The sequence below is a fragment of the Enterococcus sp. AZ119 genome (assembly GCF_050546175.1).
GTDB classification, from domain to species: Bacteria; Bacillota; Bacilli; order Lactobacillales; family Enterococcaceae; genus Enterococcus; species Enterococcus faecalis.
This window is the reverse complement of record NZ_CP172951.1, coordinates 992,898-1,011,616: the sequence shown is the minus strand read 5'-3', so window position 1 is coordinate 1,011,616 and position 18,719 is coordinate 992,898. Positions and strand designations below refer to the sequence as shown.

Sequence of the window (18,719 nt, the reverse complement as noted above, 5' to 3'; positions counted from 1 at the left end):
GGGAGGGATTTTCTATGAATGTCACACCATCATTCAAAAAAACAACCGAAAAAAAATCCTCATTAGACGCGTTAGCTTTGCGAGAAGTTTATGGAATCATTTATTCTGCTCCAGAACAAGAACTCGCATTGGCCGATTTTTTCCAAACAAACCAACTAACCATTACTAGGCTTTCTTCTAGTGAAACCTTTCTGCCCTACTTGCCATTAGAAGAAAATTTATTTATCGCTAGTACGATCAAAGAACGGGATCGAAAAGTAGTTCTAGCCGAAGCTTTCCAGGTGTTCCAATTAGAACCTGCCTTACTTGGTCGTTCATTTACTTCTTTTACGACTTTTGAAAAAATTAAAATGCGCATAATACAACTTTTGCTTTCAAAAACAAGTACGTTAGTGATTGATGACATCTTTTCTTCATTAACGATTGGACAACGTCAAGAAATTTTACCTCAATTAAAAATAGCAGTTCAAAAAAGAAACAAGCGCTTGCTATTTCTGACAAAGGATCCACAAATTATTGATAGTCCCTATGTGCACCCCCTGTCTCTACATGCGTTATTAAACTAAAAAAACGTCTGGCACTGATTGTGACCAGACGTTTTCTTTAGTTTTCAGTGATTTCAACATCAGGAAATGAAATAATAAACGTGGTGCCTTTACCAAGTTCACTCTCAACATTGATTTTTCCTTTATGCAAGCGGACCAATTGTTGAACGATTGGTAAGCCTAATCCTGATTCTCCATATTTCGTATTTTTACGGGATGGATCTACTTTGTAATAACGATCCCAGATATTCAGAATTTGTTCTTCCGTCATGCCAATTCCTGTATCAGAAATACGGACAATGGTTTCTAAATAGCCTTTTTCTAAAGCAATATGAATTTCGCCATTTTCAGTAAATTGGATGGCATTTTGAACAATATTGACAACAACTTGCACGAAACGATCATAATCGGCATACACATCAATTGGTTCGGTGGTGTCTAAATACAATTGATTACCGGCGGCTTCAGCTTTGGCCGTTAGTTGAGTCACAATATTTTCTAAAGCTTCTGTTCCGTTGAACTTCTTCACAACAATTTGAATCTGGTTGGTCCGAATTTTTTCATAATCAAGATTTTCATTGACTAAGCGAATCAAGCGAGCGGTCTCATTTTGCATCAGTTTAATCGCATTCTCTTTTTGATTTTCAGGAATAGCATTATACTGCAATCCCTCTAACAAGCCATTAATAGTTGTTAAAGGCGTCCGCATTTCATGAGAGGCATCCGCCATAAATTGACGACGGCGCTCTTCTTGCCGATTGATTTCTTCTTGTGATTCTTTTAAAGACGCGGCCATTTTATTAAAATCTTCTGCTAGGTCATCAAATTCATCTTTGTCATGAACCGGTAATTGAATATCAAAATTTCCACTAGTGATTTCTTTGGTGGCTTTACGCATCCGATTAATTCGTTTCACTTGGAAAGTCGCAAATAGATAACTTAGTAACAAGGCAATCACACCAGAAAAAATAAAGCCTTTAATCAAGTTTTGTGTCACGGACTGAACACTTCGGTCAACGTTTTTGGCAGGTTGTGTAATAACGAGTGAACCAATAATCACTTTTTTATCAGAAGACTGATTTGATGCATACACCGGTAACATTACATAGGACGAAGTATTTCGGGCCCCGTAAATATCAATGTTTTCTGTTGCATAAACACGATTGCCTTTCATGATTTGATCCCAATTTTTATCGATTAAGGAAAAGTCTAATTTTTTTGTGCTATCAACTGGTGGGTACTGCACTTCGCGGTCCTTGTTAATAAACACAAATTGCACATCTTGCTTCTGGAGTACGCGCTCAGTCAACTGAAATGAATAGGATAAAACATCTCGATCTGAAACGCCTGCGACATTAATAAAAAAGTCACGTGTTTCTAAAGCCGATTCTGCATAACCATACAGCTGTTCATAGTTATTTTCTTGCATTGTGCGCTTGGTCAATTGTGTGAAAGACGTTCCGACAATGAGAATAATCAGAGCAATCACACCTATAAAAGCAAGTAATTGTTGATACAAATACTTCATTAAGCAACACCTGAATCGTCGAATTTATACCCTACGCCCCAAACCGTTTGGATGACTTGAGGACCCACTTTTTCAATTTTTTGTCGTAATTTTTTGATATGGGCATCAACTGTCCGTTCATCGCCAAAGTATTGATAGTCCCAAACCAATTCTAGTAGTTGTTCGCGTGAAAAGACTTGGCGTGGTTTTTTTGCTAAAGTGTATAGCAAATCAAATTCTTTAGGTGTTAAGCCTTCAATTAATTGATTATCTAAATATGTTTCTCGTGTTTTCGTATTCATTTTAAAATGATCCGTAATCACATCAAACGTTTCATCTGTATTCTCAGACGTATCATGCGCAGCCTCTGCCACCTCGGCACGACGATGTAGAGCTTTCATCCGTGCAATCAAAGTTAATGGACTAAATGGTTTTGTCACATAATCATCCGCACCCATTTCAAGGCCAATTACTTGGTCACTTTCAGAATCACGAGCGGTCAACATAATAATGGGAACATTGGCTGAAACTTTGCGAATTTCACGACAAACAGCCATCCCATCCATACTAGGTAAGTTTAAGTCTAACGTAATCATGTCCCATTTTTCTGGCGAAGCAAGAAAAGTCGCCAATCCTTCTTTGCCATCATCTTTAAAGGTAGCTTCCCACCCTTCATTTAAGAAAAACATTTGCATCATTTCTGAGACGGATTCATTGTCTTCAATCATTAATATATTCATTTCATTCACTCCTTATTCACTTTTCATAAAACTGCTCTATTGTAGTATACTCTAAAATTGAATTTGTACCAACCGATTCTATATTTCTTCAAAAATCCTTTACAGAACCATCAAAAATCACTTTTTTTCCTGCTCTTTTAAAGAAAACGAAAGGAACCCATTGTCTTTTCAGAAAAGTTTGTTAAAATAACAAGCGTAGAGAGGATGTTAGGGTATGGATAAAATGAAAGCTATTACTTTTTTTGATTTAGATGGAACTTTGTTAGATGGAACATCGCAAATAACTCCTGAGATTACCGCAGCAGTGGCGGCCTTGAAAGACAATCAAATTTTACCTTTAATTGCGACAGGACGGACCTTGTGTGAGATTCAGCCAATTATGAAAGCCAGTGGCATTGATTCTGCGATTGTAATGAACGGGCAATTTATTCATTATGAAGGAAAAACGATTTATTCAGATGAATTTACAACAGAGGAATGTGTTTCACTGCATGAACATGTCAAACAGCGTGGTCATGAATTGGCTTTTTACAATGAGCGCCGTATTTTTTGTACAGGGCATACTGGCACAGTGAAACAAGCCTATGATTATATTCATTCAGCTGTTCCAGAAATTGATCCCACAGGTTATGAGAATGATGCCGTCAACATGATGTTGGTCTTAAGTCAACATGGCGATGATGATGAATATTACTATGAGCGGTTTCCTGAATTGACCTTTTATCGCAATGGTCCTTTTTCAATAGATATTGTTCGTAAAGGGGTCTCTAAAGGCTCTGGTGTCAAAAATCTTTTTAACACCTTGGGATTAAACGGCATTCCCACTTATGCCTTTGGTGATGGCATCAATGATTTGGCGCTGTTTGAGGCCTGTGATTATGGAATTGCCATGGGTAATGCGCGAGAAGAACTAAAAGAAAAAGCCACCTTTATTTCAACTAAAAATACTGAAAATGGCATTGTTAATGGCTTGAAAAAATTTGATTTACTATAAGAGAAAACTACCTTCTTCTATTGATGTACTTTAGAAGAAGGTAGTTCTTTTGTATGTTCATTTTTCTTTTTCTGCTGAGCACAGAGAGCTACTCCCACTACTTGAATCAGCAAAATCGCTCCCAACAAACAACTTAATACGATGTTTCCTGATAGGATTGTTCTTCTGATTAAAATAATTAATACGACACTGCTAATTCCGTAGAGTAACCATTGGTTGTCCATTTTTATTGACCCCTTTGTTTTTCTATGTTTAGGATAGGATGTTTCCTACTAAAATGCAAGGAAAGATCCTAGATTCTTACAACTAACCCATAATTTTTACTAATTCCTTATTTGTTTTCATTTATTCTTAAGATTCGTTTCATTTTTGTAAAAAATCACACTTTTTTTCTATCTCTGTTTTAAATTGCGTACAGTTCTTAAAAAAAATGATACACTAAAAGTGAACTCGAAATGAAAGGAGCCATTCCTTTGGTTAATAGCGAAAAAAGAAAACAATTAATTATTGATACATGCATTTTAGCTGGAAAAATTATGCTGGAAAGCGGATCTGAAGTATATAGAACCGAAGATACAATTACTCGGATTGCTACAAATGCTGGCGAGCCAGAGAGCGTTTGTTACACGACGGCTACAGGGATTTTCGTGGGCTTTCGCTCCAGTAATTATACGCAATTAGAAAACATCCCCCAGCGCTCGATTAATTTGGAAAAAGTTAGCCTTGTCAATCAATTATCAAGAGAATTTGCGCAAAAGGAGATTACTTTGCCAGAGCTTTATCAGCGCTTAACTCTATTAGAAACAGATACCCCCACTTTTTCAATTTCGTTACGCTTGTTAGCAGCCGGGATTGTTAGTTGTACGTTAATGTACATTTTTGGTGGCACTTGGCAAGATTTTATTGCAACTTTTTTTGTTGGCGTGATTGGGTATGCCAGTTATCTTTTTACCCAAAAGTTATTCCAAGTTCCTTACCTCGATTCATTCGCAGCCGCTTTTGTCATTGGTTTGTTGGCCTATTTGGCTGTGCATTTTCACTTAGCGGTCAACATCGATAATATTATTATTGGTGCGGTAATGCCGTTAGTTCCAGGTGTGGCGATTACGAACTCTTTTCGCGACATTTTAGCGGGCCACCTCATCAGCGGGACGGCGCGAGGGACAGAAGCTATTTTTATTGCTGGGTCTGTTGGCCTGGGAATTGCCTTGATTTTTAAATTATTTATGTAAGGAGTGTTCAAATGGAACTAATTTTTCATCTTCTCTTTAGTTTTTTAGCGACTGTGACGTTTGGTATTATTACGAACATTCCTCGTAAAGCACTGGTGGCTTGTGGCATTACTGGCATGACAGGCTGGATGATTTATTATGTCTTAACGCAAACTTTTGATGCTAGTCAAACCTTTGCAAACTTTTTAGGAACGGTCGGGTTAGGAATCGCTAGTATCTTTTTTTCCCGTTACAAAAAAATGCCGATGATTATTTTTTATATTCCGAGTTTGGTTCCTTTAGTGCCAGGAGGCCCTGCCTATCAAGCGGTTCGGAGCATTTTGTTAGGAAATATTGATGACGGTTTGCAGTTGATTTTAAAAGTTGTCTTTACTGCTGCAGCTATCGCAGCGGGCTTTATGGTGACCTCGCTACTGGAACGAATTGTCAAACGTTTTTTCCCCAAGCGACTCTTCCGATTGGTCAAAAAATAAAAAAACAAGCTCAGAAAACGAGCTTGTTTTTTATTCTACTTCTTCAAAGAACAGCAATAAATCTTGTAGCGTTAATTGTGCTTTTTCAGCAGCGTTTAAATCTTGAACAATTTTACCTTTTTGTAAAACAATTAAACGATTGCCATATCGTAAAGCATCTTCCATTCGATGGGTAATCATCAAACAAGTTAAGTTCCCTTCTTCAATCCGTTGTTCCGTTAAGTGCATCAACTGCTTGGATGTTTTGGGATCTAAGGCAGCAGTATGTTCATCTAAAAGTAATAATTCTGGTTTTGTGATAGTGGCCATTAATAAACTTAAGGCTTGGCGTTGACCGCCAGAAAGGTTACCTGTCGGTGTATCCAGATGATTTTCCAAGCCATTGCCAACTTCTTGGCAGATTTTTGTAAACAAGGCGCGTTGCTCATTTATCTTCCGTAATGTTAAGGGACGTTTTTGTCCGCGTTTCATGGCAAGCAATAAATTTTCTGCCACAGTCATTCTTGGTGCTGTCCCCATTTTAGGATCTTGAAAAACACGCGCTAGAGATTTGGCCCGTTTGACTTCAGAAAGATTGGTGCGATTGACTCCTTCAATTAAAAATTGTCCTTCTGTTAGTGTCAAAGTTCCTGCTAAACTATTGAATAGCGTACTCTTGCCTGCGCCATTTCCACCTAAAACAGTAATGAAGTCCCCAGGATAAATGGCTAAGTTCACATGATCCAAAATCACTTTTTTTTCATTCATCCCATTATCAATGATTTTTGTCGCATTTTTTAATTCAACAACTGGTTTCATTTCGTTTCCCCCTTATCAGAAAAGCCATGTAGTCGTAATGCTTTTTTCAATTGTGGGATCATTAAACAGATTGCTAAAATCACTGCTGAGAAGATTTTCAAATATGTCGTATCAAAGCCTAATTTAATCACTAATAAAATCAATAGTTGATAAATAATACTCCCTACAACAATCGCCATCAACCGTTCACCAAACGTTAATTCTCCAAACAGTACTTCACCAATAATGAGTGAAGCTAAGCCAATCACAATGACGCCGGTTCCTTTACTTACATCCGCATATCCATCATTTTGGGCAATCAAAGCGCCAGATAAGCCAATCAAGCCATTCGATAAAACCAATCCTAAAATTTTCATGCGATCCGTTTGAATGCCAATCGAGCGAGCCATTTCTTCATTGTCACCTGTCGCAATATAGGCTTGTCCTAAACTAGTGTTAAAGAAAAATAACAGTAAAATCATTACCACAGCCAAAACACTAATCCCTAAAAAAATAGTATCATAATAATCTGGTAAGGCCATTTTTTGAAAAACATCTTGAATCTTCGGTTGGTTTAATAAAGACTTATTTGGCGATTTCATCACAAATAAAATCACGGAATTTAAACCAGACATCACTAAAATTCCTGCTAAAATAATTGGAATTTTTCCTTTTGTAAATAGTAAACCAGTCACTAAACCGGCAAGCATTCCTGCTCCGACCCCTAAAAGAGTCGCTACAAATGGTGAAACCCCTGTTGTAATGGCAGTTACACAAACCGCCCCTCCTAACGGAAATGAACCTTCTGTGGTCATATCTGGAAAATTTAAAATACGATAAGTCATAAAAATACCTAGTCCTAACAAGGCCCATAACATTCCTTGTCCAATTGCTGAAACAATCATCGCTTCTCCTACTTTCTTTGATAATTAGTTAATCAATTTCGATTTTTTTGCTAACTCTGCGGGAATCGTAATTCCTAACTTTTGAGCTTGTTTTTCATTGATAATTGTGTCGCCTGTATTAAAGGTATAAATGGGTGTAGTTGCTGGTTGACTTTTTCCAGACAGAACCTCTGCTGCCATTTTGCCGGCTTGTACCCCCAATGCATATTGATTAATCCCTACAGTTGCTAAACCGCCTTGTTCTACCATTGTATCCACCGAAGGAATAATCGGCGTCTTGGTTCGATTTGCTTCTCCGACTACCGTTTGCATGGCATTAGCAATCGTATTATCAGTTGGTATATAAATCACATCTGTTTCCTTAGTCATCACTTGAACCGTTTGTGCAATTTCATTACTTGATGGCACAGCATATGTTTTCACTGTCAATCCTTTGGCTTCAGCTGCTTTCTGCGCTTCAGCTACTTGGTATCGAGAGTTTTCTTCTGAGGAAGCATAGAGAATACCTATTTTTTTGGCAGCTGGTATCAATTCTTTTAGTAAATCCATCTGGGCTGACAAAGGTGATTGATCACTAACACCCGTGATGTTACCGCCTGGCTTTTGATTGTCTTTCACCAATCCTGCACTAACAGGGTCCGTAATGGCGCCTAAAATGATTGGGATTTCTTGGGTAGTGTTGGCTAACGCTTGCGCAGCTGGCGTGGCGATACCAATTAAAACGTCTGCCTTTTTTTGTACTAATTGTTGACTCATGATTGCTAACTTACTCTGGTCGGCTTGACCATTTTGAAAAATAATTTCTAAGTTTTTGTCTTTGTCATAGCCATTTTCCTTTAACCCTTCCTCAACACCTTTATAAATTTCATCCAATGCGGGGTGACTGACAAACTGCAGAACCCCTACAGTAACTGTTTCTTTCTTTGAATTCGTCACTTTTTGATTCACAAAAAAAGCACCAATTAAATAAATAGCTAATAAAGACACGACAAACGTTAAACGTTTATTTTTCATTTTGCATTCTCCTAACTGCCCTTTTGTTTGGCAACTTTTTCTTTTTAATAATAAAACCATTATCTATAGGGCGTTTCTTCCGTTGAAAGTGAAACTGAGATTCGTAATCCTCTGCTTAGTCAAAATCCTAGGAACACTTTTTTACAAATGTCAGGATTTAGCTGCGACGAGGATCGCAATTTTGGTGAGAATCGCAGGAGTACTTTTTCTACGAATGGGACAACGTTCTCTTCGTTCACCTTGTGCTACTCATCATCTACTCTGTCACTTCGTGCCAATCGTAGTGATTCGTAGCAAAAAAACAACGACTTATCCTAAGTGTTTAGGAGTGGTCGTTGTTTTTTTGCAAAACAAAAACCACATAGATGGGTCCTCTATGTGGTCGTTTTTTCTTCTTGAATATAACCAGCATAGATACACTTTTTAGAATAAGTCTTCTAAAGTTGTATCTATGAAAGAATCATACATACAACTATCTACGCCAGTTTTGCCATGATTGGTGCATTTCTTTTACGTTAGATAATTGTGTCATGTATTTTCCCTCCTAGTTATGTTGTTAAAGGTAGTCTACACTATATTGATTTTGTTCGTCAAGAAAAAGTTTTTATTTTCTTGCATTTCTTTTACTTCTAAAAAACGAGCCACTCTTATGAGAGGCTCGTTTTTCTTTATTTCAGCATATTTACCACTTAATTGTTTCGGTTTCTTTCAATTTTCACGGGAACTTTAACTGCTTGTTTTTGCGATTGAATCAGCCATAAACTTACTAAAATCGTCATTGAAATTACTAATGCCATCGAAAATCCCCTCTTTCTAATTCCTTAAAACTTTCTACAATCTAAGTTTAACATAGCTAGCTATTATTCACCAGTTTCTGGTACTGTATCAGTGCTTTCTGTCGTCGTTTCAGTAGATTGAGCAACGCCAGTCGTGCTGGTCGTCGTCTGTGTTTCAGCGGTCTTTGCTGCTTCTTTTTCAGCTTCTTGGGCCGCCTTTTGTTGGTCTTTCAAAACGCCAGCCATTGGTAATCGATTTAATTCTGGTATTAATTGTGTTTTTAAATCCATAGATTTTTCGACAACCGTCCGTGTCTTTTCTTTGCCGTTTTCAAAGAAAACAAGCGTAATCTCATCGCCGCTAACATTGTATTGCTCTTGTGCTTTGCCAGCATTATAAATTAACGGATAGATATACAGCGAACGATGAAATTCATTCATTTTATCTGAATTAAACAGCTTCACCATTTGATCGTATTGCTTGCCAGATGGTTTAGCAAACATGACTGACATGGCTCCTGTTTCTTGGATTTTCTTGTCTGCTGTTTTGTAATCTAAGACACTGACTTTCTCTGATTTGATGGGTCCTGCGACTAACGATTCAACTTGAGCAGCTCGAATATTTTTTTGCATCGTTGGAATAAAAATGATTGAGCCAATTATTAATACTAATGCTACAATAGCGGTAATCATTAACAGTTTTCTTTGTCTTAATTCATAAAGTGCCTCTTTTAGTTCTTCCATAAAATTATTCAACTTCTAATCGCTCCTCGCTTTTAGTTCTTATCTATTATACTAATCATTTTCTTTCTTGCCTACCCTTGCGCTTTAATTACTAAAAAAACCAGCAAACTTCCCCAGCTTTCTAAGGAAAACCCAACTCCTTTTTAACAAGCTTCTTTCTTAAATTCAAAAACTCCGCTATAATAAAGCTATTAGTCGGAAAGAAACGAGGGATTTATTATGTCATTTGATGGCGTATTTACTCATAGCATGGTTCATGAGTTGACAGAAACACTCGTAAGTGGCCGGATTTCAAAAATCCATCAGCCTTATGAAAACGAAGTCGTTTTAGTCATTCGTGCGAAAGGTAAAAACCATAAATTATTATTATCAGCACATCCTAGTTATGCGCGCATACAACTATCTACAATTACCTATAGCAATCCGGAAACACCTCCTAATTTTGTGATGATGTTACGAAAATTTCTAGACGGTGCCATTTTAGAAACGATTCAACAAATAGAAAATGATCGCGTGATTCACTTCACCTTTTCAAAAAGAGATGAACTAGGTGACTTACAAAATATTGTTTTGATTGTTGAATTAATGGGACGTCACAGTACTATCGTTTTAGTTAACCAATCTTCTGGAAAAATCTTAGATGCGATAAAACACATTGGAATGAGCCAAAATAGTTATCGTTCGTTGCTTCCTGGAGCAACTTATATTGAACCGCCAAAACCAATGGGACTTAATCCGCTCACGGCCTCAAAAGAAGAAGTCTTTGCGCTTCTTTCTACAGCTCCTGAATTAAACGGACGCTATTTACAACAACATTTCCAAGGTCTAGGCAAAGATACAGCAGACGAATTAAGTGCCCGTTTACTTGCACAACCAAATGAAAAAATGGCCATCTGGACGGAATTTTGGTCCTCAGTCACTGAAGCTGTTGTACCGACATTAACAGTCACTGAAAAAAAAGAATATTTTACGCCCATTCCTTATCAATCATTAGTTGGTGAACAAACAACGTATCCGACACTCAGTGAATTACTAGATGCCTTTTATTCTGGTAAAGCAGAGAAAGACCGTGTCAAACAACAAGGCGGCGAACTAATTCGCAAAATTGAAAATGAACTAAAAAGAAATCAAAAGAAACTTAAAAAATTACAACAAACCTTAGCCGATACAGAAAACGCTGAAAATTACCGTCGCGACGGAGAACTATTAACAACCTTCATGGCACAAGTCCCAAAAGGAGCCACCGAGGTGGAATTACCAAATTATTATGAAGAAAATGCACCGTTGCGTATCTCGCTAAATCCTGCACTTTCACCTAATCAAAATGCACAAAAATATTTTCAAAAATACCAAAAATTGAAAAATGCTGTCCGAGTTGTTAAGACACAAATTCAGCAAACACAACAAGAAATTTCTTATTTAGAGTCAGTTGTGGCACAACTTGAAATTGCGACACCAATGGACATTGAAGTGATTCGTGAAGAACTGATTGAACAAGGCTATTTAAAACGTAAAAAAAATAAAAAACAAAAACAGCCGAAAAAAAGCCAACCCGATCTTTTTTATGCCACAGATGGCACACCTATTCTCGTTGGAAAAAACAATTTGCAAAATGATCAATTGACTTTACGAACCGCTAAAAAAACTGATTATTGGCTCCATGCCAAAGATATTCCTGGATCTCATGTAATTATTCGTGACGCACATCCTAGCGAAGAAACCCTTACTGAAGCCGCACTTCTAGCAGCTTATTTTTCAAAATATCGACTTTCTTCACAAGTGCCTGTTGACTATGTCCAAGTAAAACATGTGCATAAACCCAATGGAGCAAAACCAGGTTATGTGATTTATGAAAACCAACGAACGTTATATGTGACGCCAACAGAAGAATCAATCAAAAAAATCCAGCAAAATAAGGATTCTGCTTCCTAATTATATTAAACTAAAAAACAACGTACTGCCGATTGATCGTACGTTGTTTTTTTGCATTGGCAAAGACATTTATCAAGTGATAAATAACACAAGTAAGCTCAATTAGTTTACAAACTAGCCATTTCTCTCTATACTGACTGTTGGAGGTGAAATTCATGGTCTTTTTACACATTATTTTTGGGATGTTTGCCTTTATTGGCGCTTTAGGTTTAGGTGTCGCCTTCCGCGATAGCTTTACAGAACTTTCAACACCAAAGAAATCAGCGATTATTTTATCTTACGTAGGTGCGATTGGTTCAACAGTCCTAGGGTTCACATCAGCAACAAAAAATCCATTTGTTTTAGCTGCAACAGTTGTCTTAGTTGTCGCCTTTTCTATTGCTCTTTTCAAAAAAAGCAGTAAAGAAACAAGCAAATAATAAAACCTTTGAAGAGCGGCATAGCGACAAGCTACCCTCTTCCTTTTACATACTATTTAAAGGAGTGAGGCAAATGTCTCTGACTATTTCTGAAGAAGTAAAACAACGTTTAGCCCCTTTCTTAACTGAAACGAACACCTTCTTGTTGGTAGCAAATGACGGCTCTAATCCTTATTCTTCCGCAGAAGGTTGTTGTATGATTGGCGATCGTTTCATTATCGTTCCTGTTGATCAAGCGGAAGCGCCTTATACCGAAACAATTGCTAATGATTCTTTTCACGTCTATACTTCGACGTATGACCAAATGTTTTTAACAGGGCATTTACAGCTAGTGATTCATCCGAATGCGGGAACCATTACTTTAAAAAATGAAAGTGGCATATTAGATAGTAATGTGGACATTTATCAACACTAAAAAAGCAAACAAAACGTTTACGCGTTTTGTTTGCTTTTTTAGTGTTGAAAGGCTTGAAAGGTAGTAATGATTACGTACATCATCCCCGATGCAATAATCGGACCAGCTGCAATTCCTTTTAAAAAAACGACGCCAAGAATCGTTCCAAAAACTAAGGCCACCGTAATCTCTGGCGATTGATTAATTAAACCTACTCCTTTTGAGGATAAAACAGCTACCAGAATTCCACAAAGTATCCCCAGCCATCCCATCGGTGTTTTGAATGATTGGATTAAATCCTTTAAGCCAATTTGTCCTGTAGCAATCGGGACTAAAATGGTAATTGAAATAATTGTGACCCCTAAATTAATGCCTTTATCTGACAACCACGACATGATTTTCGCACTATTTGGTAAAGCTTTTAAAGCAAGCACAACAACTGATGCAATTAATAAACTTTGATTTTTTGCAACAAACGCAATCAAGGCAATCAGTAGTAAAAAAAGCCAACTTTCCACTGGTTGTCCTCCTTTCTGATTTGGTTCTTTCGTTAACCAAACTTTCTTGTCTTTCCTATTTTAGCAAAGAACCTCTTTAATTACCATTCAGCTTCAGTAATTATTGTCTTTTTCACCCGAATCTTGCTTAGAAAAAACGAGTTAAAAATTAATTTTTTCTCATAACAAGCCTTTCCTCTTTGAAAAATTATTTTATGAAGTATACTAATATTAACTATAAAGTAGTTTACTTGCATTTATACTGGATATTCGATATCCTATTTAAGGCTCTTCAATTGAGCGAGCATCACAAAAGACATTTTAGTAGCAATTCTTGGGGAAGTAGTGCTACTAAGATGTCTTTCCTTTTTTTATTTTTACTAACAATATACGTTTCTTATATTAAAATTCACAATTCTTTATAAATAAAAGCGCCTGCCCCACAGTTGTCTGGACTGTAGGGCAGGCGCTTTTCAAGTCATTTAAATACGCTTTAGTTTTCTTTCAAATGATAAACACTTGGACTTGGGTTAAGAAAACCTGCTTCTAAAATTTCGATGTTAGTTAATGCTTGCTCTTTAGTTACTAGTTGCGGTGCACCATTTTTCAACGTTTCATAAACGGCATCATAATAACGACCGTAATCACCTACAGGCGTTTTAATTTGTTTTTTAATCCAGTCGCCATTGCCATTACGGTAGGTCACTTCTCCATAATACATTGGTGAATCTTCTCCAAATCCTGGTGCATCCGGCATGATTCCGGCTTTTAAATCATTTTCTTGTTGATCTTCGCCATATTTGATGAACGAGCCATTGCTGCCATGAACAATAAAACGTGGATACGGACTAGCGACAGAATGATTCGTTTTAACTTTTACTTTTAATTTTGAACCATAATGTAAATCAACGTCAAAATAATTATCGACTGCCTCGCTCACTTCATTATTACGAATATCATAAGTGACTTGATCTGGACGCCCGAAAAGAGCAATCATGCGATCCATTAAATGAATGCCTAGTCCGTAAAACGAACCATTTTCTTTAGGTCCTTGTTCCGTGATACTTCCTGGTCGATAATAATCAATATGTGTTTCCACTTCATTGATTTCTCCTAAAAAGCCTTGCTCTACTACTTGCTTCATCGCTAGGTAATCGCCGTCGAAACGTCGATTTTGATAAGGCATCACTACTACCCCTTTTTCTTGCCCTAAAGCAAATAATTCCTCTGCATGTTCTAACGTATCACAAAATGGTTTTTCCACAATCACTGATTTACCAGCTAAAATGGCTTGTTTGGCTAAATCATAATGTGTATGCGCAGGTGTACAGATTGTGATCAATTCAATTTCTGGATCCGTCAATAATTCATTAAGGTCAGCGGTAAAATTTACGCCTTTTTCTTTAAAGGGCGCTGCTGCTTTTTCATTAACATGTAAATCGAAAATCGTTTTCACTTCTAGTGTTTCTCGAATCATTACGTAAGGTAAATGGTAACGATTGGCACTTTTACCAAATCCAATAAACCCCATTTTTACTGTCATATTTTCCACACTCTTTTCTTATAATTAGATAAGTCCATTTGTTTCAATGACTTTTTGATACCAATAATAACTGTCTTTCGGGATTCTTTCTAAGGAACCTTTTTGTGTTTCATCTTGATCCACATAGACAAAACCATAACGCTTTTGATAGCCGTTGAGCCACGACAGTAAATCGGTGTAACTCCATGTACAATAACCAATAACTGAAACACCATCCGTAATCGCCTCTTGAATCGCTTGGATATGGCTTCGCAAATAATCAATGCGATACGTATCATGAATTTGTTTATCTTCTGTTAAGGTATCATATTCGCCTAACCCATTTTCAGTAATTAAAATAGGGACTTGATAGCGACTAGCTAATCGTCGTAAGGCAATTCTCAAACCTTGCGGGTCAATGGCCCAATCCCAGTTCGTCCGTTCAACATATGGATTATTTACTTTTTTAAATAAACCCGGTACCCCAGATTCCGTTTCAGAACCCTTTTCACCCGTTGTATTCATCTTCCCTATTCCGACGCCATCTAATGGATTAGCAGCAACCGTATCCGTCCGATAATAATTAATACCTAGAAAATCAGGTTTGGCTGAACGTAGTAACGCTAAATCGCCCTCTTTTATCGTTGGGGCCACACCTTGCTCCTGTAAGTAATTTAATGCGGCAATTGGGTATTCTCCCCAAAGATAGACATCTAACCAAAAATGCGACAACAAATCTTCTGCATTTTCTGCCGCCAAAACATTGGCAGGATGCGCATCAACGGCATAAACAGGCGTATAAGCAAAGCTAGGGCCAATTTTGCCAGGCATTTCTAATTCATGAAACGCATTAATCACTGCTGCATTGGCTAAATTAGCAATATGATTGGCCTCATACATCCGTTTATTATCTGTTACGCCGGGAGGATGCACGGCTAATTGATAACCTAACGAAGTAAACACATTTTGTTCATTTAAACTAATCCAATAGCGAACTTTGCCACGGAAAGCGTCAAATAAAATTTTCGCATAGGCCACAAAATCATCAATAATTTTTCTTGATTCCCAGCCACCATATTCTTTTTGCAAAACAGCTGGCAAATCCCAATGATACAAAGTTACCATTGGTTCAATTCCTGCCGCTAATAACTCATCAATTAAATCTGAATAAAATTTCAGTCCCGCTTGATTTACTTGACCACGCCCTTCAGGTAAAATTCGTGTCCATGCAATCGAGAAACGATATGCTTTTAAACCTTGTTGTTTCATTAAAGCCACATCTTCTTTGAAACGATGATAATGATCGACGGCTAAATCGCCAGTTGTCTCTTTGAACGTTTTTCCTGGTAGCCGAACAAATTCATCCCAAACAGATGCGCCTTTGCCGTCTTCATTCCAAGCACCTTCTACTTGATAAGCTGCCGAAGCAGAGCCCCATAAAAAATCTTGCGGAAATGCTTTTAGTTGATGATGTTCCATTGTCATACCTCCCTCTTTTCTGTGCTACCCTTTTATTGTAAAAGGTTTTCACAAAAAGTACCAATCAGATCAATAAGTTCTTCTGTTTACTTTTAAAACTATATAGTTTTAAAAAGAATAAGTCAACTACTTTTATTTAAGTACTTGATTATTAAGTGGTTACATTAAAAATAAATATATAGTTTTAACATGTTAAATTCATGGTATAATGAGAGAAATACTGGTGATAAAGGAGGACTCTGATGCGGACAAATACACGTTATAAAGAAATTTATGCAGCTATAAAACAGGATATTGAAGCAGGTGTTTATCCAATTAATCAAAAGTTACCCCAAGGTCGTCTTCTTGCAGAAAAATATCAGGTCAGCGAACTAACCATTACAAAAGCCTTACATTTGCTTGTGCAAGAAGGTTATATTGTCAGACGACGTGGCTCGGGCAGCTTTGTTCAAGACTTTCAAAATCGAACCATTACTAAATTTTCTCCGTTAACCGGCACTTACTCAACCTACGATGGAAAAGTTGAATCCGTGGTTTTAGGCTTTGCAACAGAAGTACCTGAGCCTTGGGTGACTGAAAAATTAAGTATTACAGAAGAAGAGTTAGTCTACAAAATTATTCGCTTACGGATTATTGAAGATGTGCCCTCAATTATTGAATATACTTGGATGCCCGTTGCCCTAATTCCGAACTTGACAATGAAAGAATTGAAAGTCTCCATTTATCAATATATTTCGGAACAATTGCATCAAAAAATTCAAAGTGCGCGGGTCAGCATTTCTGGGATCCGTCCTTCTGCGTTGGAAAAAAAATATTTAAACTTAACCGATAATGATTTCCTGATGCGTGCAGAACAAATTGCTTACCTAGGCAATGGACATATTTTTGAATACTCAATTGCGAATCATATTCCTAGTGAATTCACTTTTGAAACTGTCTTAATTGCAGAAAAATAGAAAACTTTTATGTTGCCATTTCTCATTTCTAACAAAACGATCTCTTTACTTTGAGCCAATACTTTTTGTTAGAAATGTTTTTCTGCTAGTTAAAAATATTTTTCAAATTATATTTCCAAACATGAATTTTGATAAAAGTATTGCTATTTACTAGAACTACGATTAAAATATTGCTTGTAGCACTCTTTTTAATATAGATACAAGCAATTTGTTTTTTACATAGTCAATCAACCAAAGTGAGGACTTTATATGAGGAAACCCTACATTTTAATGAGCTTACTCGTTCTAAGTACCTTATTAAGTGCTTGTTCAACTGTAAGTGGCAGCCCAGCAAGTCAAAGTGCGCCCGCACCTGATGAAGTGTTGGCGACAAGTATTGGGACGTATGAAAATCGAACATTGTTGGTTCCAGATGGGCGTTTAGCCTTAACTGCCTTGCATAAAGGAAAAGATTATCAAGGCAAACCAATGTTTTATGTCCTGTTTGAATTAACCAATACAACCGAAAAAACACAAAATATTCAGCTAATGATTCAAAGTTTTATGGAAGTTAGTCAAACTGTCCACGGAAAAGCCCAAAATTTACAATATGCAGTCTTAACAGATTCACCTTTCCAAGACAAATTAGATCGTTTAGCAGATGAAATCAATCCTGGTGAAACAATCCAAGTCGCTTACCCGTATGAATTTATTAATGAGAACAAGCCGGTCCATTTTAAATTTAGAGATCGCCTTCTCAGTCTGGATGAACCCATTGCATCAGAAGAAATTACCATTACAGAAAAAAGTTTGGTCCGCTAGCTTAGCTAGCATTGGACCAAACTTTTTATTTATTATTCAGACGGAAAAGATTCTCCTTCTATAAAACGTGTGTAAATGTGTTCGCTCTCAGCAGCTTCTCCCCGCATTAAATGAATAATTTTCTCTGCAGCCACCATGCCCCATCGATGTTTAGAATAGGCAATTGTTGCTAATCGCGGTTGCACAAACGCACCTAGTTCAGAATTATCAAAACCAATAATCCGAATGTCTTTCCCCATTTGGTAATTTGTTTCTGCAACATATTTATAGACACCAATCGCCATTTCATCATTAAAAGCAAAAACATCGACTGGTTCTGTCTGTGGTTGACTCAAAATTTTTTTAGCAGCCGCATAGCCAGAAGGTTCGGTAAAATCGCCTTGGATAATTTCATAAGGTATCCCAAAACGAGTTAATTCTCGTGTACTAACAGCCAATCGTTCTTGGCTATCATAACCTTTTTCTGGTCCAGAAAGCAGAAGAACTTTTTTTGAACCCACATTGACAAATTGCTCAATTGCCTGCGTGGCACCGCCACGATTATCCAAGAGAACTTGCCGAATATTCCTATGTTCAGTGGTTCGATCAAGGACAACGATCGAATGGCCTCGTTCAGCAAACTTTTCAATTTCTTTTGTTGGAAATGTCCAATCTAAAATAATTGCCCCATCCACCATTTTTTCAGGAATGAAAAGATGTGACTTTTTACCGCTGCAGACAATCATCTCATAATCAAACAGTGCTAAGCCTTTCTTAATCCCCTCCAACAATTCACCATAAAAACTACCGCCATAATCGGCCAAATAGACACCAATAATATTGGTTTGACGACGTTTTAATGTGCGAGCGGCCATGTTAGGAACATAGTTTAGCTCTTCAGCAATTGCTTGGATGCGCGTTCGTGTTTCTTCAGTTACCTTTGAACTACCATTCAATGCGTAAGAAACGGTCGAGATTGATACGCCTGCTTTTTTTGCAATATCTTTAATTCCTACCATGGACTACTCTCCTT

General features: G+C 37.2%; 20 protein-coding genes. 9 read left to right on the top strand and 11 right to left on the bottom strand.

Annotated elements, in window-relative coordinates; all coding sequences use genetic code 11:
* Window positions 1-14: 14 nt before the first annotated feature.
* The gene (locus IGL37_RS04955) at window positions 15-566 is read left to right on the top strand and encodes a hypothetical protein (protein WP_033918053.1); all 552 of its coding nucleotides are present in this window, start codon (window positions 15-17) and stop codon (window positions 564-566) included.
* Between the two features lie 37 nt (window positions 567-603).
* Here the strand turns inward: IGL37_RS04955 and IGL37_RS04950 are convergent, their stop codons facing one another.
* A complete protein-coding gene (locus tag IGL37_RS04950; RefSeq protein WP_002357872.1) occupies window positions 604-2,073 on the bottom strand; it encodes a sensor histidine kinase in 1,470 nt (489 codons plus the stop codon).
* Entirely contained in the window at window positions 2,073-2,792 is a 720-nt protein-coding gene (locus IGL37_RS04945) for a response regulator transcription factor (protein WP_002381953.1), read from the bottom strand. Before IGL37_RS04945 ends, IGL37_RS04950 begins: the two co-directional genes overlap by 1 nt.
* Window positions 2,793-3,006: 214 nt before the next feature.
* Here IGL37_RS04945 and IGL37_RS04940 point away from each other — a divergent pair, with 214 nt between their 5' ends.
* Window positions 3,007-3,786 (top strand): Cof-type HAD-IIB family hydrolase, encoded by a 780-nt coding sequence (locus tag IGL37_RS04940; RefSeq protein WP_002363786.1) that lies wholly within the window; start codon window positions 3,007-3,009, stop codon window positions 3,784-3,786.
* Window positions 3,787-3,803: 17 nt separating this feature from the next.
* Here the strand turns inward: IGL37_RS04940 and IGL37_RS04935 are convergent, their stop codons facing one another.
* Entirely contained in the window at window positions 3,804-4,010 is a 207-nt protein-coding gene (locus tag IGL37_RS04935) for a hypothetical protein (RefSeq protein WP_002357875.1), read from the bottom strand.
* 231 nt (window positions 4,011-4,241) lie between these two features.
* Between IGL37_RS04935 and IGL37_RS04930 the strand changes: the two genes are divergently transcribed.
* Both IGL37_RS04930 and IGL37_RS04925 read left to right on the top strand, forming a co-directional pair.
* On the top strand, window positions 4,242-5,018 hold the full coding sequence (locus IGL37_RS04930) for a threonine/serine exporter family protein (protein ID WP_002363785.1): 777 nt from the start codon (window positions 4,242-4,244) through the stop codon (window positions 5,016-5,018).
* A gap of 11 nt (window positions 5,019-5,029) precedes the next feature.
* Entirely contained in the window at window positions 5,030-5,491 is a 462-nt protein-coding gene (locus tag IGL37_RS04925) for a threonine/serine exporter family protein (protein ID WP_002357877.1), read from the top strand.
* A 30-nt stretch (window positions 5,492-5,521) separates the two neighbouring features.
* On the opposite strand, the gene IGL37_RS04920 is transcribed toward IGL37_RS04925, so the two are convergent.
* The 4 genes from IGL37_RS04920 to IGL37_RS04905 form a co-directional block, all read right to left on the bottom strand.
* On the bottom strand, window positions 5,522-6,289 hold the full coding sequence (locus IGL37_RS04920; RefSeq protein WP_002357878.1) for an ABC transporter ATP-binding protein: 768 nt from the start codon (window positions 6,287-6,289) through the stop codon (window positions 5,522-5,524).
* On the bottom strand, window positions 6,286-7,173 hold the full coding sequence (locus IGL37_RS04915; RefSeq protein WP_002357879.1) for an ABC transporter permease: 888 nt from the start codon (window positions 7,171-7,173) through the stop codon (window positions 6,286-6,288). The genes IGL37_RS04920 and IGL37_RS04915 overlap by 4 nt, the downstream gene beginning before the upstream one ends.
* Window positions 7,174-7,197: 24 nt before the next feature.
* Window positions 7,198-8,187, bottom strand: coding sequence for a tryptophan ABC transporter substrate-binding protein (gene trpX, locus IGL37_RS04910; RefSeq protein ID WP_080005624.1), 990 nt, complete (start codon window positions 8,185-8,187; stop codon window positions 7,198-7,200).
* 860 nt (window positions 8,188-9,047) lie between these two features.
* A complete protein-coding gene (locus tag IGL37_RS04905; RefSeq protein WP_002386659.1) occupies window positions 9,048-9,707 on the bottom strand; it encodes a hypothetical protein in 660 nt (219 codons plus the stop codon).
* Between the two features lie 219 nt (window positions 9,708-9,926).
* On the opposite strand from IGL37_RS04905, the gene efbA reads away from it, so the two are divergent.
* The 3 genes from efbA to IGL37_RS04890 all read left to right on the top strand — a co-directional run bounded on the left by efbA (window position 9,927) and on the right by IGL37_RS04890 (window position 12,473).
* Entirely contained in the window at window positions 9,927-11,639 is a 1,713-nt protein-coding gene (gene efbA / locus IGL37_RS04900; RefSeq protein WP_002360516.1) for a fibronectin-binding protein EfbA, read from the top strand.
* Window positions 11,640-11,794: 155 nt separating this feature from the next.
* Window positions 11,795-12,058: a hypothetical protein gene (locus tag IGL37_RS04895; protein ID WP_033918052.1), complete on the top strand. Its 264-nt coding sequence runs from the start codon at window positions 11,795-11,797 to the stop codon at window positions 12,056-12,058.
* A 73-nt stretch (window positions 12,059-12,131) separates the two neighbouring features.
* Window positions 12,132-12,473, top strand: a complete 342-nt coding sequence (locus tag IGL37_RS04890) for an iron-sulfur cluster biosynthesis family protein (protein WP_002391631.1) — start codon at window positions 12,132-12,134, stop codon at window positions 12,471-12,473.
* A 38-nt stretch (window positions 12,474-12,511) separates the two neighbouring features.
* Here the strand turns inward: IGL37_RS04890 and IGL37_RS04885 are convergent, their stop codons facing one another.
* The 3 genes from IGL37_RS04885 to IGL37_RS04875 form a co-directional block, all read right to left on the bottom strand.
* Complete coding sequence (locus tag IGL37_RS04885; protein WP_002357887.1) at window positions 12,512-12,970, bottom strand: DUF441 domain-containing protein; 459 nt, start codon at window positions 12,968-12,970, stop codon at window positions 12,512-12,514.
* Between the two features lie 472 nt (window positions 12,971-13,442).
* Window positions 13,443-14,492 (bottom strand): oxidoreductase, encoded by a 1,050-nt coding sequence (locus IGL37_RS04880; protein ID WP_002386658.1) that lies wholly within the window; start codon window positions 14,490-14,492, stop codon window positions 13,443-13,445.
* Between the two features lie 24 nt (window positions 14,493-14,516).
* On the bottom strand, window positions 14,517-15,950 hold the full coding sequence (locus tag IGL37_RS04875; protein ID WP_002366531.1) for a glycoside hydrolase family 1 protein: 1,434 nt from the start codon (window positions 15,948-15,950) through the stop codon (window positions 14,517-14,519).
* 242 nt (window positions 15,951-16,192) lie between these two features.
* Between IGL37_RS04875 and IGL37_RS04870 the strand changes: the two genes are divergently transcribed.
* On the top strand, window positions 16,193-16,906 hold the full coding sequence (locus IGL37_RS04870) for a GntR family transcriptional regulator (protein ID WP_002395823.1): 714 nt from the start codon (window positions 16,193-16,195) through the stop codon (window positions 16,904-16,906).
* 270 nt (window positions 16,907-17,176) lie between these two features.
* Window positions 17,177-17,707 carry a DUF5067 domain-containing protein gene (locus tag IGL37_RS04865; protein ID WP_016627164.1) on the top strand — a complete coding sequence of 177 codons (531 nt, stop codon included), beginning with the start codon at window positions 17,177-17,179 and terminating at the stop codon, window positions 17,705-17,707.
* Between the two features lie 32 nt (window positions 17,708-17,739).
* On the opposite strand, the gene IGL37_RS04860 is transcribed toward IGL37_RS04865, so the two are convergent.
* Window positions 17,740-18,705, bottom strand: coding sequence for a LacI family DNA-binding transcriptional regulator (locus IGL37_RS04860; RefSeq protein WP_002363772.1), 966 nt, complete (start codon window positions 18,703-18,705; stop codon window positions 17,740-17,742).
* Between the last annotated feature and the right edge of the window lie 14 nt (window positions 18,706-18,719).